This window comes from Lentzea sp. NEAU-D7, assembly GCF_026242055.1.
GTDB lineage: Bacteria > Actinomycetota > Actinomycetes > Mycobacteriales > Pseudonocardiaceae > Lentzea.
In genome coordinates, this window is sequence record NZ_JAPJDL010000002.1 from 209135 (window position 1) to 223719 (window position 14585).

The 14585-nt window shown below is 68.9% G+C and carries 12 protein-coding genes; 5 read left to right on the plus strand and 7 right to left on the minus strand.

Annotation, left to right across the window (positions count from 1 at the left end; all coding sequences use genetic code 11):
- Position 1: 1 nt before the first annotated feature.
- Genes ORI60_RS04350 through ORI60_RS04360 form a run of 3 tightly spaced genes read right to left on the minus strand, consistent with a single transcriptional unit; the run spans position 2 to position 3662 of the window.
- On the minus strand, positions 2–1195 hold the full coding sequence (locus ORI60_RS04350) for a glycosyltransferase family 1 protein (RefSeq protein WP_266034486.1): 1194 nt from the start codon (positions 1193–1195) through the stop codon (positions 2–4).
- Complete coding sequence (locus tag ORI60_RS04355; protein WP_266034488.1) at positions 1192–2640, minus strand: lipopolysaccharide biosynthesis protein; 1449 nt, start codon at positions 2638–2640, stop codon at positions 1192–1194. Before ORI60_RS04355 ends, ORI60_RS04350 begins: the two co-directional genes overlap by 4 nt.
- A complete protein-coding gene (locus ORI60_RS04360; protein ID WP_266034490.1) occupies positions 2637–3662 on the minus strand; it encodes a glycosyltransferase in 1026 nt (341 codons plus the stop codon). The genes ORI60_RS04355 and ORI60_RS04360 overlap by 4 nt, the downstream gene beginning before the upstream one ends.
- Before the next feature lie 110 nt (positions 3663–3772).
- Here ORI60_RS04360 and ORI60_RS04365 point away from each other — a divergent pair, with 110 nt between their 5' ends.
- Positions 3773–4618: a glycosyltransferase gene (locus ORI60_RS04365; RefSeq protein WP_266035435.1), complete on the plus strand. Its 846-nt coding sequence runs from the start codon at positions 3773–3775 to the stop codon at positions 4616–4618.
- Here the strand turns inward: ORI60_RS04365 and ORI60_RS04370 are convergent.
- From ORI60_RS04370 to ORI60_RS04380, 3 genes are read right to left on the minus strand one after another with little or no spacing between them, the layout of a single operon-like run.
- On the minus strand, positions 4590–5816 hold the full coding sequence (locus ORI60_RS04370) for an MFS transporter (protein ID WP_266034493.1): 1227 nt from the start codon (positions 5814–5816) through the stop codon (positions 4590–4592). The two genes, ORI60_RS04365 and ORI60_RS04370, sit on opposite strands and share 29 nt — an antisense overlap.
- Before the next feature lie 47 nt (positions 5817–5863).
- Positions 5864–7687 carry an asparagine synthase (glutamine-hydrolyzing) gene (gene asnB, locus ORI60_RS04375; protein ID WP_266034496.1) on the minus strand — a complete coding sequence of 608 codons (1824 nt, stop codon included), beginning with the start codon at positions 7685–7687 and terminating at the stop codon, positions 5864–5866.
- Positions 7688–7689: 2 nt separating this feature from the next.
- On the minus strand, positions 7690–9690 hold the full coding sequence (locus ORI60_RS04380; protein WP_266034499.1) for a glycosyltransferase: 2001 nt from the start codon (positions 9688–9690) through the stop codon (positions 7690–7692).
- A 277-nt stretch (positions 9691–9967) separates the two neighbouring features.
- Between ORI60_RS04380 and ORI60_RS04385 the strand changes: the two genes are divergently transcribed.
- Both ORI60_RS04385 and ORI60_RS04390 read left to right on the plus strand, forming a co-directional pair.
- Positions 9968–11299 (plus strand): glycosyltransferase family 4 protein, encoded by a 1332-nt coding sequence (locus tag ORI60_RS04385; RefSeq protein WP_266034502.1) that lies wholly within the window; start codon positions 9968–9970, stop codon positions 11297–11299.
- Positions 11299–12594: a UDP-glucose dehydrogenase family protein gene (locus tag ORI60_RS04390; RefSeq protein ID WP_266034506.1), complete on the plus strand. Its 1296-nt coding sequence runs from the start codon at positions 11299–11301 to the stop codon at positions 12592–12594. The genes ORI60_RS04385 and ORI60_RS04390 overlap by 1 nt, the downstream gene beginning before the upstream one ends.
- A gap of 368 nt (positions 12595–12962) precedes the next feature.
- Here the strand turns inward: ORI60_RS04390 and ORI60_RS04395 are convergent, their stop codons facing one another.
- Positions 12963–13691, minus strand: coding sequence for a PIG-L deacetylase family protein (locus ORI60_RS04395; RefSeq protein WP_266034509.1), 729 nt, complete (start codon positions 13689–13691; stop codon positions 12963–12965).
- Between the two features lie 34 nt (positions 13692–13725).
- On the opposite strand from ORI60_RS04395, the gene ORI60_RS04400 reads away from it, so the two are divergent.
- Both ORI60_RS04400 and ORI60_RS04405 read left to right on the plus strand, forming a co-directional pair.
- A complete protein-coding gene (locus ORI60_RS04400; RefSeq protein ID WP_266034511.1) occupies positions 13726–14181 on the plus strand; it encodes an SLATT domain-containing protein in 456 nt (151 codons plus the stop codon).
- 76 nt (positions 14182–14257) lie between these two features.
- Positions 14258–14560, plus strand: coding sequence for a hypothetical protein (locus ORI60_RS04405; RefSeq protein WP_266034513.1), 303 nt, complete (start codon positions 14258–14260; stop codon positions 14558–14560).
- Positions 14561–14585 lie beyond the last annotated feature (25 nt).

Below are 14585 nucleotides of genomic sequence, written 5' to 3' on the forward strand. Positions count from 1 at the left end.
CTCATGCGGCGAGTTCGCGGCGGAGCACCTTTTCCAGCTCATGTCCTGCCGCATCCCAAGAACGTCCCTCCACACTGGACGCGGCCGCACGGGCGACCGCGTCGAAGTCCGGCGTTGTGACCACTTCGGACAGTGCACGCGCCAGTGAGTGCGGGGTGGGCGTCGCGTACCGGACGTGGTCGTTGTCCAGGACTACGCGGTTGAAGTGCGCATCGTTCACCACGGGGATGCATCCGGCCGCGAGCATCTCGTGCGGCACGAGCGACACGTTGGTCATCGACAGCGACAACCCGGCGAAGCAGCGGTTGTAGATGGCGTTCAGGTCGTCCGGCGTGACCAGGCCGTGGTCGAGGAACTGCGGGCCGAGGTCGCCGATCTTCTCGCCGTAGACGTGGATCTTGACGTCGGGGTGCTCCTCGGCGAAGACCTCGAGCGCGAGCACACCCAGCTCGAACGCGCGCCGCGGTGCCTTGCGCCGCGCGTAGAAGACGATGCCGTCGCGCTTCTCGTCGCCGAGCCGGTACCTGTCGGCGTCGCAGCCGAAGTCGAAGTGGTCGGCCGGCATGCCGTGCTCGTCGCGGACCTTGTCGGCGAGGAACCGGCCGGCGGTGAAGCCGTGCATGCCCATCCGGTAGGTGTTCTCCGCCAGCGCGTAGAGGCCTCCGGACGGGTAGAACCACGGTTCGTAGTCCTGCACGAGGTAGAACCTCTTTCCCGCGCACGGGTCGTTGAACGCCGGGTACGCGGTGATCCAGGCGGTCGCGAACACCGCGTGGGCGTCCGCCATCCCGTCCGTCACGTCGTGGATCGAGCCCTTGAAGAACGGGAATGCCGCGCGGATGCCGGGTTCGAGGTCGGTGACCGCGTTGCCGAACGTGTCGTACAGGTAGAGCCTGCACTCGTGCCCGAGCGACTCGAGGTGCCGGATGAGCCGGAACATCGTGGTGTGGCCGCCGGATCCCTTCGACGGGGGAGTGGTGACCCAGTTGACGACGAGCTTGCCGTCCTGGGGGATCGGCGGGATCACCACGGGCCTGCGGGTCTCGACGTCGGCCCTGCGGACGTCGTCGAGCCGCACGGGCAGTTCCTCGCCCTCGGCGCCGAGCCTGCGGGTCGCGGCGGTCAGCAGCCGGACGCCGAGCTGCTTGGCGCCCTGCTCGCGGACGATCTTCGTGACCTGCCTCAGTCGTCTCACGCGCTCGCCCTCTTCTTCAGCACCGCAAGGATTTCGTGTCGCATCGGGAACACCACGAGCGCGTAGGCGAGGCAGGACAGCGTGCCGCCGGCGAGGATCTGCAGCACCTGGCTGTCGACCGCGTTCCGGACCGCGAGCACGACGGCGACCATCAGCACACCGCCGAGGAACGGCCGGAGCAGGCGCGTGCCGAGTGCCCCGGCGCGGATGCCGTAGGGCTTGAAGGTGATCAGGTACGCGGGCGTGATGACCAGCACCGCGACGACCACGTGCGCCGCCGCGACGCCCCGGATCCCGTCGAGGTGCGCGCCCAGCGCCAGCAGCGGCACCAGCGCGCCCAGCCAGACCAGGTGGATCACGAGGATCGCTCGCGACCGGCCCGCCGAGGCGAGGAAGTCGTAGCCCAGTTCGAGGGCGACCCGGACCGCGCCGAGCAGCACCAGCAACGCCAGCGCGGCCGCCGCGGGAGCCCAGCGCTCGCCGTAGACGACGCGGATGAGCGGCTCGGCCAGGGCGGCCAGGAGCACGCACGCGGGGACCGTGACGAGCGCCAGGAGTCCGAGCGCACGTCCGAACGACTTCTGGAACAGCTCGGGATCCTCGCGCACCTTGGAGAACGCGGCCAGCGACACGCTCCTCACCGGGGCGCTGAACGCCGCCACCGGCCAGCTCGCGAGGTTGAACGCCAGCAGGTAGAAACCCAGCGGGACGGTGCCGAGCATCGCGCCGACGACGATGTAGTCGACGTTCATCACACCGAAGATCAGCAGGCTCGACCCCGCGAGCGGCAGCCCGAACGCGAGCAGCTCCCTCGCCTGGGCGGGATTCCAGCCCGGCCGGAACCTGTCCTTGGTGAGCCAGAACATGATGACCGCGGCGGAGAGGTTCTGCGCGATCCGCTGCCACGCGAGGCTCCACGCGCCGAAACCCATGAACGCCAGCACGACCGCGACGGCCGTGCCGCACACGAAGGCGGCGGTGTCGGCGTAGAACTTGTGGTCCTGCCGGAAGTTCCGCTGCATCATGGCGCCCGGCACGGCGGTCGCGCCCGCGATGATCAGGGCGATCGACATGAGCTGGATGACGCCGGTGGCCTCGGGCGCGTCCATGGCATTGGAGAACCAGGGCGCGCCGACCGCGCAGATCAACGCCAGCAGCGTGCCGGACGCGAGCGACAGCGTCGTGACGGTCGGCGCCATCTCGTCGATCGAGCCGTTGTGGCGGACCAGCGCGGCGCTGACGCCGAGCTCGGAGACGCTCAGCACGATGTTGAGCACGACCAGGGCGACCGCGAACACACCGAACTGCTCGGGTGCGATCAGGCGGGCCAGCAGGATGCTGATGCCGACCGCGGAGAGGCGTTGCAGCAGCGAGTTGATCGCGCTCCACCGGATCGCGGAGGAGACCTTGCCCTCCAGCTGACCCGTGTCCTCCTGCGTCGTCACCACTCGCCCCGCCACTTCCACCGCTGAGTTCCCACGAACAACTTCGCCCTCTTGTAGGCGTGTGGAGCGAGGAAGAGTTGCGTCCGGTTGAGGAAAGACGGGCTGAACTTCTGGCGTCGCAACAGAGCGCGATGCTCCGGTAGCTCTTCGAGGTCCGGGTAGGTCTCGCGGGCGAAGTCGAGCAGCTCCTTCTCGGTGCCGTCGAGCTGGTCGCGGTCGTGCAGCCGGACCGCCCGCCACAGCGCGTCGGCCGCGATCGCCCTGTGCGCCAGCGTCCCGAGCCGCGCGGGCAGGCCGGGGTTCTGCTCCAGCACGAGGTCGAACACGTCACGGCGCTGCTCGAGGTCGGCGAACACCGACTTGAACGTCGTGCGCATCATCGAGTTCTCGTGCACCCGGTAATACGCGCCGGGCTTGCCGCTGACGTAGCCGATGTCGGACACCGCGGCGATGCGCAGCCACATCTCCAGGTCGCCGGCGTGCGGCAGGTCGGAGCGGTAGCCGCCGACCTTCTGCTGGACCTTGGTGCGCACCACGACCTCCGGTGAGGAGATCACGTTGCGGCTGCTGCGGAAGCGGTTCTCGATCCACTCCTCGCCGCGCCAGACCTTCGACGTGGTCGGAAGCTGAGTGACCCTCGGCAACGCGTTGTGGTCGCTGTAGTACACGACGCGGCCGTAGACCATGCCCACTTCGGGGTTCTGCTCGAAGACCTCGGCCGCGCGTTGCAACGCTCCCGGCGCCAGCAGGTCGTCCGCGGACAGCAGCACCGTGTAGTCGGCGGTCGCCCAGTCCAGCAGGCCCTCGTTGTAGGTGGCGATGTGCCCTTTGTTCACCTCGTGCCGGTAGCCCTCGACGCGCTTGTCGGCGGCCATCAGTTCGGCCATCACCTCGGGTGTGTTGTCCGAGGACGTGTCGTCGATCACAAGCACCCGCACGTCCACACCGGGCTGGTCGAGGACGCTGCGGACGCAGGCCGGCAGGAAGTGGGCGTAGTTGTAACAGGGGATCACGACGTCCACTGTGGGAAGCGTTGGCACAACCTGAGTATCGGTACCGCCCGGCATTCGTTAGCGCCGCAACGTTTTGGTCCCATCAGGCGATGTACGCCGTGACCGGAGTAAGGGGAGTCATGGCCGACCACGTCATCCTGACGCGCTTCAACCTGCCTTCGAAGGGCGCCGAAAGTTACGTCCGGGCAAAGGAAGGATGGCTGACCGAACGCGTTGCGCTGTTCGAGCGCTACTGCCTGCCATCGGTCGTGGCCCAAACGGACAAACGGACGCGTTGGCTCATCTATTTCGACCCCGAATCACCGCAATGGCTCAAGGACAAAATCGCCTCACACGGTGACGCGTACACGCCCGTATACCGTCCGGAAGTGTCGCGGGAAGAACTGAGGTCGGACATCCGGTCGCTTTTCTCCCAGACCGGTTCCGAGCTCATCACGACGAACCTGGACAACGACGACGGCCTGGCGGTCGACTTCGTGGAACGCCTCTGCGCGGCTCCCCGTCCCACGACCACGGCGGCGTACTACCTGGTCAACGGCCTGATCAAGTCGCCGGGCGGGCTGTACCACCGGGTGGACCGGCACAACGCGTTCGTCTCGGTCCGGGAGAGCTGGGACTCGCCGGTGACGTGCTGGGCGCACTGGCACAACCACATGCACCTGCACTTCCCCGTGGTGGAGCTGGGCGGGGCACCGGGCTGGCTGCAGGTCGTGCACGGCGGCAACGTGTCGAACCGCACACGCGGCCGGCTCGTCTCGCCCGAGCCCTACAAGGCGGCGTTCGGGAACTCGCTGGACGACGTGCCCGAGCCGGGCTCGCTGGCCGTCGCGCAGGACCGCCTGGTCGATCAACCGATCCGCTTCATGCGCGACTCGGGGCGGGTGGCCGCGAAGAACGCGGCCATGAAGGTCCTCGGCAAGGGTGGCTTCGAGAAGATCAAGCAGAAGCTGGCTGCTCGCGGTTGATCCCGTAAGCGAGGATAAGCGTCACGGTGAGTGCTGCGAGCGCCACCGTGACGCTCGTCCCGAAGCTCGAGAACTGCAGTAGCAGTCCAAAGGCGACGGACGAGACCAGACGGCCCAACGCCTGCCCGGTCTGCACCACCGAGAGCCCCGACGCCCGCAGCGACTCCGGTGCCGTCTCGCTCACCTTGGCCGACAGCACGCCGTCGGTCGCCGCGTAGAACAGCCCGTGCAGCAGCAGCGCCGCGATCGCGACCCCCGTCCCGCCCTCGGGGATGAACAGCAGCGCGTACACGCCGAGCAGCAGCGCGTGGCCGGCGAGGAACATCCGCCAGCGCCCGACCCGGTCCGACAGCTTCCCGAGCGGCGCGGCGGCGGCGAGGAAGACGACCGCGGTGCCGAGCGGCAGCAGCGGCAGCCAGCCGAGCGGGATGTTCGTGGCCTTCTGCACCAGCACGTAGACGAACGCGTCCGACACCGTTGCGAGGCCCAGCATCCCGGCGGAGATGGTCGTCCGGCGGAAGTGCCTGTCGGTGAGCAGGTTCAGCCCGGCCCGGAACGACGGCCGCGGCCCCTTCGGCTTCTTGTCTGCAGGCGTGTCCCGCACGAACGCGATGAGCACGATCAGCCCGATGACCGCGAACGCCGCCGACACCGCGAAGATCGGCCCCGGCACTGTCCCGATCTGGACGAGCAGCAGGAACGTGATGAGCGGGCCCAGCAGCGCGCCGAACGTGTCCATGCTCCGGTGCACGCCGAACGCGGCTCCGAGCCGGTCCTCGGGCGTGGCCAGGGAGATCATCGCGTCCCGCGGCGCCGTCCGGATGCCCTTGCCCGCGCGGTCGGCCGCCATCAGCGCGCCGATGCCGAACGGCGAGGCGCCGACCAGCGGGAAGAACACCTTGGTCGCGGCCGACAGCCCGTAGCCGGCCGCGGCGACGGCCTTGGGCTTGCGGAACTTGTCGGAGACGGTGCCGCCGACCAGGCGCAGCACCGCCGTGGCACCTGTGTAGATGCCGTCCAGCAGGCCGAACTGCGCGTAGCCCAGGTTCAGCGTGAAGAGCAGGTACACCGGCAGGAACGCGGTGATCATCTCCGCGGAGATGTCGGTCAGCAGGCTGACCGTGCCGAGCGCGAAGACCGTGCCCGGCAACCGCTTGCGGAAGTCGGTCTTGGACGGGCGGGAGGAGGCGACATACACGGGTCACCCACCCGCCCCGGCAACGAAATCCCTGTTCATGGACCGTCCTACCAGCTGAGCGTTTGGTGCCACACCTCTAGAGACAGCAGCGTCCAGATGCGCGGCTGCTCGTTGCGGTCACCCGAGTCGTGGTCGTCGAGCAACGAGCGCACTGCCGCCCGGTCGAAGGTCTTGCCCACGAACGACGTGGGCCCGGTCAGCAGGTCGTAGGCCATGTCCCGCAGGCCGTCGCGGAACCAGGCGTCGAGCGGCACCTTGAAGCCGGACTTCGGCCGGTCGACGATGTCGGCCGGCAGGTGCTGGCGCGCCACCTCCTTCACGACCCACTTCGTCGTGCCGCCGCGCACCTTCACGTTGCTGGGCAGCGAGAACGCCAGCTCCGCCACGCGGTGGTCGAGGAACGGCGGGCGGAGCTCCAGCGAGGCGGCCATCGACATGCGGTCGCCGCGTTCGAGGAGGTTGTCGGCGAGCCAGGTGTGCGAGTCGGCGTAGAGCATGCGCCGCAACGCGTCCCCGCGCCCGTTCTCGTACGGCGCCAGCACCGACCTGGTCGCCGGTCCGCCGAGCAGCTCCGCCCGTTCGGACACGGTGAACGGGGCGAACCAGCCGCGCATCCGTTCGGCGTACGACGGTTCGGCGATGGCGCGCAGGGCGATGCCCAGCCGTGCCTTCGAGGCGGGCAGTGCCTTCTCCAGGCGGCGCAGTGCGAACGAGGGCGCGATGCCGGCGAGGCGGGTGGCCTGCGCGAAGCGGTACTTCGGGTAGCCGCCGAACAGCTCGTCGCTGCCCTCACCCGACAGCACGACCTTCACGTCCCGGCGGGCGAGCTCGGCCAGCCGGAACACGGCCACGTCGGCGGGTTCGGACAGCGGCGCGTCGCGGTGCCAGGAGAGCTTCGCCCAGCTGTCGCGGAAGTCGTCGGCCGTGACGATGACGTTGTGGTGGCGGCTGCCGACGAGCCCGGCGACCTTCTCGGCGTGGTGGATCTCGTCCACGCGCGGGTCGCCGAAGCCCGCGGAGAACGTGTGCAGCTCGGCGTCACCCCGTTCCCGCGCGACGAGGGCCGTGATGAGCGACGAGTCGACGCCGCCGGACAGGTAGGCGCCGACGGGCACGTCCGCGACCAGTGCGTCGCGCACGGACGCCGTGAGCGCCTCGTCCACGAGCCGCACGGCCTCCTCCGGCGTGACGGAACGGATCTCCGACTCGCGCGGCAGCTCCCAGTACGGCTCGGTCCGCACCTGACCCTGGGCCGTCACGACCAGGTGGTGGCCCTGCGGCACCTTCCGGACGCCCCGGACCAGCGTGTGCGGCGCGGGCACCGAACGGTGCGCGAGGTAGTCGTGCAGCGACTCGTGGTCGACCTCGGCCGCGCCGATCGCGGGCAGCAGCGCCTTGATCTCCGACGCGAACGCGAACATCGCCGAGTCCGCGTAGTAGTAGAGCGGCAGGATGCCGAGCCGGTCGCGGAACAGGTGCGTTTCGCCGGTGTGGGCGTCGTGGATCGCGTACGCGAACTGGCCGCGCAGCTTGGTGACCGCGGACGGCCCGTGCTGCTCGTACAGCGCGAGCAGGACCTCGGTGTCGCCGTTCGTGCGGAACGGGTAGGGCAGCGCCGTGCGCAGCTGCCGGTAGTTCAGGATCTCGCCGTTGAAGGCGATGGTCGTCGTGCCGGACGCCCCCGCCATCGGCTGCGGCGACCCGGCCAGGTCGATGATCGACAGCCGGGTGTGCGCGAAGCCGATCGAGCCGTCCGACCAGAACCCGCTGTCGTCCGGGCCGCGGTGGTGCAGCCGTTTCGCCATCTCGGCGAGGACCTCGCGCGAGACGGGCGCGCCGTCGAACCGCCTGATGCCTGCGATACCGCACATGATCAGCGATCCTCCGCGATCTGCATGAGCTCACGGGCCCGCGAGTCCCAGGACGAGGTCAGCACGGCCGCACGGCGCTCGGCCGGGGTCTTCAGCCCGCCGTCCTTGAGCGTGAGCCGGATCTGGTCGATGAAGTCGGCCTCGCCCTTGGCGATCCGGATGACGTCGCCGTAGCGCTCGACCTCGGGGAAGTCCGTCGATACGACGGCCAGGCCCAGGGCCAGGTACTCCTTCATCTTGATCGGGTTCGCGTGCTTGATCCAGTCGTTGTCCAGCCACGGCATCAGCGCCACGTCGAAGCCCGAGCCGTAGCCGGGGATCTGGTCGTAGGACCGGAAGTCGAGCCAGTGCACGTTGGGGTACTTCTCGTAGCGCTCCATCGAGCAGGTCGCGTCACCGATCAGCACGACCGACGCCTCGGGGAACTCCTGCGCGACCTTCTCGATCAGGTCGAAGTCGACGAGGTAGTCGTCGAGGCTGCCGAAGAACCCGATGCGCGGACCCGGCACCCTCGCGATGTCCGCGGGAAGCTCGGTGCGGCGGGTGAAGTGGTCGACGTCCACGCCGTGGTCGAGGAAGTGCGCGCGGTCGCCCGTCAGCGCCGACTCCTCCTCCTGCAGCGCCCGGCTCACGTACAGCACGGTGTCCGAATTGGACAGCAGCTGGTTCTCCAGCGCGGCGATCGTGCCCTGGTCGGCCTCGGGGAACGCCGAGTGCCGGTCGGAGCGGTTGAAGATCAGCCCCTTGGTCTTCATGGGCTCCACGACGTCCCACGCGGTGGGAATCGTGGCGACGACGACCGGCGTACCCATCCGCAGGAAGAAGCAGACCGCTTTCACCTGGGTGCGGACCAGCACGGAGTTCAGCTTGCGCAGCCACGGCTTGCCGTAGAACGGCAGGGGAGCGGGCGTCATCACGTAGAAGTTCGGCGTGTCCTCGATCGGCTGCCGCACGAGCTTCGCGACGCTCATGGCCTTGCGGAAGATCCGGCGCAGGAACTGCGTGCTCTTGCCGGGCGACGGCATCCGCAGGCCGATGCTGTTGACCAGCAACACCTTGCGGTGCTTGGCGACGCGGCGCAGCAGCTGGAAGTCCGAGTGGGCGCGGTTGTGGTACCACCAGTCCTGCGCGGAGAAGCACAGGTAGCTCGGGCCCTCGGAGGCCACTTCCTCCGGCCAGCGGCGCATGCGGAAAAGCCCCTTCAACGCGGTGCGGTGCTTCGGCGACCGCGCGCGAAGCCCCTCGTTCACGACCATGGCGAACCACATGGAGAACGCGGCGAGACGCCCGTGCAGCTCGCGGTGCAGGCGGACCTTGTTCGAGGTGAGCATCGACCACAGCCGGGCGTTCGTGGAGACCTCGCCGCCGATGTGCGTGACCACCGCGCGGGGCTCGAACCAGACGCCACCGGCCCGCAGCATGTACTCGGTTTCCTCCGAATAGAGGAAATAGCGTTCGTCCAGAAGGCCGTGCTTCTCGATGACCTCCCGCTTGACCAGCCAGGCGCAGCCCGTGGCCCAGTCGGCCGCGTGCGCGCCCTGGTAGGCCTTCGCGTCGGTGACGGTCTCGCCCAGGCCGATCCGCCCGGCTCTGGTGCCGCCGATGAGGGCTTCCGCGAGGGCGCCGGCGGAGGTGGGCCGGCGGCGCAGCGAGAAGGAAAGCGCGCCGTCCTCGTCGACCAGGCGGGGCGCGACGATCGGCTTGTCCGCCGCGCGGAGCGATTCCAAGGCTCCTGGGTGCAACCGGATGTCGGCGTTCAGGATCAGGACGTCGTGACCTTCGGCGGCTTTGATGCCCAGATTCACGCCGGCGGCGTATCCGCCGTTGACCGGGCTGCGCACAATTTCCACGCCGGGTCGAGTGGCGGCCGCCACAGTGCCATCGGTCGAGGCGTTGTCGACGACGATGACCCGCACGCCGTCCGGCAAAGAGTCCAGGCATCCCGCGATGACCTGTTCGCTCTGGTAAGTGACGATGACCACCGCGACAGGTGACCGCTCCACAACCGCTCCTCGCATTCGAGTCTCTGCGCGCTACATCGGGTGCTTCGCAACCTCCGTTACGTGGCGGCGTGTCCGCCGACCTTCACCGCGCCTTTCATCGCTCAGCAGGGCGCCTCGCGGAACCGGCCCCGCGCCCCCATATGCCCGATATGAGGACGCGGGGCCGGCACCACGATGCACCCGTCTGAACGACGAAATGCGGGGCGAACGCCGGCGGACACGCCGCCGCAATCGGCGAAGGTGTAACCGTTTTGCCCTCCAAAACGAGAACCAGAGCGTGACGTCATCGCCTCACGTGTTGATCATCGTGCAGAACCTCCCCGTACCGCTGGACCGCCGGGTGTGGCTGGAATGCCGTGCCCTGACCAACGCCGGGTACGAGGTTTCGGTGATCTGCCCCAAGGGTCCGGGTGATCCCGCTTACCAACTGCTCGACGGTGTGCACATCTACAAGTACGCTCCGCCGCCCCAGGCCGAGGGCGCGCTGGGCTATGCGTGGGAGTTCCTGTACTGCTGGGTGCGCACGGCGTTGCTGAGCGTGAAGGTGCGCGCCCGCAGGCGGTTCGACGTCATGCAGGCGTGCAACCCGCCGGACACGTACTGGGCCCTCGCCCTGCTGTGGCGGCTCGGTGGCGTGAAGTTCGTCTTCGACCACCACGACCTCAACCCCGAGGTCTTCCTGTCGCGCTTCGGCGAGCCCAAGGGCCTCGCGGGCAAGGCGCAGTACCGGATCTTGAAGTGGCTGGAGCGCCGCACGTTCCGCACGGCCCACCGGGTGACGTCGACCAACACCTCGTACCAGAAGATCGCGTGGACGCGCGGCGACGTGCCGCCCGAGCACACCACCGTCGTGCGCTCCGGCCCGGACACCACCGTGATGCGGCCTGTCGAGGGCGTGGACGAACTCCGACGCGGCGGCAAACATCTGGTGGCCTATCTCGGAATCATGGGACCGCAGGACGGCGTCGACGGCGTCCTGGAAGTCGCACGGAGAGTGGTCTTCGACCACGGCCGCACCGATGTCAGGTTCGCGCTGCTGGGCTTCGGCGACTGCCTCGAAGACCTGAAGAAGCAGGCCACGGCCTGGAAGCTCGATCCGTACGTCGAGTTCACGGGACGGGTTGGGCCCGAACAGATCACCCGTTACCTGTCCACCTCGTCGGTCGGCCTCGGCCCGGATCCGTTGTCGCCTTTGAACGACGTGTCCACTATGAACAAGACCATGGAGTACATGGCCTACGCGCTGCCGGTCGTCACGTACCGGTTGCAGGAGACCGTGGTGTCCGCGGGCGAGTGCGCCGTCTTCGTCGAGCCGGGTGACGTCGAGGCGTTCACCACGTCGCTGCTCGACCTGCTCGACGACGCCGAACGCCGCGCGCGCCTCGGCTTCGAGGGCCGGCGCCGCTGCGAGGCGGAGCTGGACTGGCGGCCGCAGGCCGAGAACTACGTGGCGGTGTTCGACGGGCTCACCGGCTTCGCCTCGCGCGGCCCGTTCCCCGACGGCAGGCCCGAGCTCGGCGCGGGCACCGACCAGTGGGGCAACAAGTTGATCGACGTGAGCGACGACGCCGTGCTCCGCGCGTTCGCCGTGACCCGAACGGGAGAATGATGTTCGTCAGAAGGATCGCTGTCGTCGGCACCGGCTACGTCGGTCTGACCACCGGTGCGTGCCTCGCCTCGCTGGGCCACCGCGTGGTGTGCGCGGACGTCGACGCGGCCAAGGTCGAGCGCCTCTCGCGCGGCGAGGTCGACATCCTCGAACCGCGCCTCGCCGAACTGGTCGCCGAGGGTTTGGCCTCCGGTCGCCTGTCGTTCGTCCTCGGCGCGTCGGCCGCGGTGGCCGACGCCGAGGTCGTCTTCCTCTGCGTGCCCACGCCCATGGGTGTCGGCGGCATCGCGGACCTGGCGGCCGTCGAGTCCGTTGTGGACGAGACGCGCGACCTGCTGCCGTCCGGCACCGTGATCGTCAACAAGTCCACCGTGCCGGTGGGCACCTCGATCCGCACCGCCGAGCTGCTGCGCCGCGACGACGTCGCCGTCGTCTCGAACCCGGAGTTCCTGCGCGAGGGCTCGGCCGTGCACGACTTCCTGAACCCGGACCGCATCGTCGTCGGCTGCGACCAGCAGGACGCCGCCGAGCGCGTCGCCGCCCTGTACGCACGCCTCGGCGCGCCCACGGTGCTGACCGACGCCGCGTCCGCCGAGATGGTCAAGTACGCGGCGAACTGCTTCCTGGCGATGAAGCTCTCGTACGTCAACGCGGTCGCGGAGCTGTGCGAGCGCCTCGGCGCGAACATCACCGACGTCACCGAGGGCATGGGCTACGACAAGCGCATCGGCCAGGCGTTCCTGAACCCCGGCCCCGGCTGGGGCGGCTCGTGCCTGCCCAAGGACACGCACGCGATGCTCCAGGTCGCGGACGCCGCCGACTTCGAGTTCCGCCTGCTGCGCGCCACGATCGACACCAACGAGCGCCAGCGCCAGCGGATGGTCGAGAAGGTCCGCCTCGCCGTCACCGGCAAGCGCGGCGGCTCGCTGTCGCACGTGCGCCTGGGCCTGCTGGGCCTGACGTTCAAGGCCGGCACGGACGACCTGCGCGACTCCCCGGCCCTCGCCGTGGCCGCGCTGCTGAAGCAGGCGGGCGCGGAGCTCGTCGGTTACGACCCGGCACTCGCCGGCGGCACCGACCTCGGTTCGGTGTCCGTTGTAGACGATCCGTACCAGGCGGCCAAGGACGTCGACGCCCTCGTCGTGCTGACCGAGTGGCCGGAGTTCCGCTCGCTCGACTGGGCGCGCCTGGCCGAGACCGTGCGGCAGCCCGTGGTCGTCGACACCCGGAACCTCCTGGACCCGGACGTCCTGCGCCGCGCGGGCCTGACCTGCACGTCGCTGGGCCGTCGCTAGTCCACTTGAGACTGTCCTCTCAGCTCAACGGTGTGTGACGGGGAGCGCGCGTTCGCCGGGGTTCGGTGCGCGCTCCCGCTTCACAGGCCTGAGAACAGGTCCGTCTCCGGCAGCGGGACGTTCGTCCTGTCCAGGTCCCGGAAGTAGTGCTCCTGCTTCCGGCAGGCGGACGTCTCCTCGCTGACGTCGACGACCGTGGCACCCCCGGTGGCGGTCAGGTAGAACTTGTCCGGGATCCCAGGACCGGTCGTGTCCGCCCGCCAGGGCGCCGAGCCCTTCGGTTTGCTACCTGATTTCTTCGTTCTGGCTGAGGGTCACCGTCCCGGCCGTGCGCGCGAGGTCGTCCGCGAGCACGACCAGCAGGGTCCTCACCACCGCGGCAGATCCGGCCCGTGGTGGGTGATGCCGGCGAACAGATCGGTCTCCGGCAACGGCGCGCCGGTCGTGTCGATCGCGCGGATGTAGGACTCCGCGGCGAACCGCTGCTGCGCCGTCAGCTTCCCGATCAGCGACTGGCTCTCGTAGCAGTACAACGCCTTGCGCTTCACGTCGGCGACCGCCGAGGTGTCGACCGTGGTGGTGGCAAGGCTGTCGTGGGCTTCCAGGTACAGCTTCGCCGGGATGCCGGTCTCCTTGACCGCGTGCTGCGCGACCCGTGCGGCGTGGACGTGGTCGCGGTGCTGGTGCGGGTTGTGGTGGTCGTGCGTGACGACGACCTGCGGCCGGAAGTGCTCGATCAGAGCGGCGACCCGTCCCGCGGCCGTCTCGACGGGGATGGAGCAGAAGGCGCCGGGCGGCACCTCTCCCGTCTCGCCGGAGTCGTGATATCCCAACAGTTCCAGGTCTGTGATGCCGAGCACATCGCACGCGGCGTAGAGCTGTGCCCTGCGTCGCGCCGCCACCGCCTGCGGGTGGTGGTTCAGCTCGCCGGGCTTGATGCCACCGGGCATGTCGCCCAGTTCGCCACTGGTACAGGTGACGAGGACGATCCGGACGCCCTGACGGGCGTAGTGGGCCAGGACCCCTCCGGTCGACCGCGACTCGTCGTCGGGGTGAGCGTGGACGGCCAGCAAGGTTCTCGGTCCATCGAACTGCACGCGGGGAAGTTACCTCGAAACTATTGTCTTTCCGGTGACCGACTTGCCGTCTGGCCTGAAGCCGCACGAACTCGCACAACACCTGCGCGGACAGATCGAACGCGGGCACGCGTACGCCCGCGCGCGCAAGCAGCGGTTCAGGTGGAAGTCCGTAACTGTCCGACTGACCACTTTGGTGCTTTCGGCGGTGTCGACGATCATCCTCGGCCTGCAGAACCTCGACCCCTGGACGGGAACGGCGTTCTCGCTGATCGCGGTGGTGACCGTGGTGTCCGCTTTGGAGCCGTTCTTCGCGTGGCGCTCGCTGTGGGTGCTGATGGAGGAGGCCAGCTACAAGTTCCACCGGCTGGAGGACGATCTCTCGTACTACGTGGCGTCCACTCCGGCCGACGAGGTCGATCCGGAGCGCGTGCGGGAGATGTTCGAGCGGTACCAGGAGATCTGGGACTCGCTCAGCGGACGGTGGTTGAAGTTCCGCGACAACGGCTGAGCGGGTGCCGCCGGCCGGTAGGGTCGATCTCCGCTGTCCCAGGATCAGGGGGTTTCTCGTGTCGGACGCTTGGGGTTTGCTGATACCCGTCATCGTCATCGCGGTGATCGTGCTCGTCGGGATCGTCATGAAGAAGCTGCAGAAGGGCTTGTTCGAACAGCTGGGCGCTTCCACGCCGGGGACGGCACCCGGTGCCGGACCTTTTTCCGGGTTCCAGCAGTCGCCGCAGGAGAGCCGGGAGGACTTCGTGCGGAGGCACTGGCAGCGCCCCGGCGTGGTGGCCGACGGCGTGACCCTGGTCGATCTCTACGACCGCATCCGGGCCCTCGAGGAACGCGTCGCCCAGGCCGAGCGCCGTTCCGCCGCATCGCCTGACTGAGCCCGCGCACCGCCTGCGCCGCCGG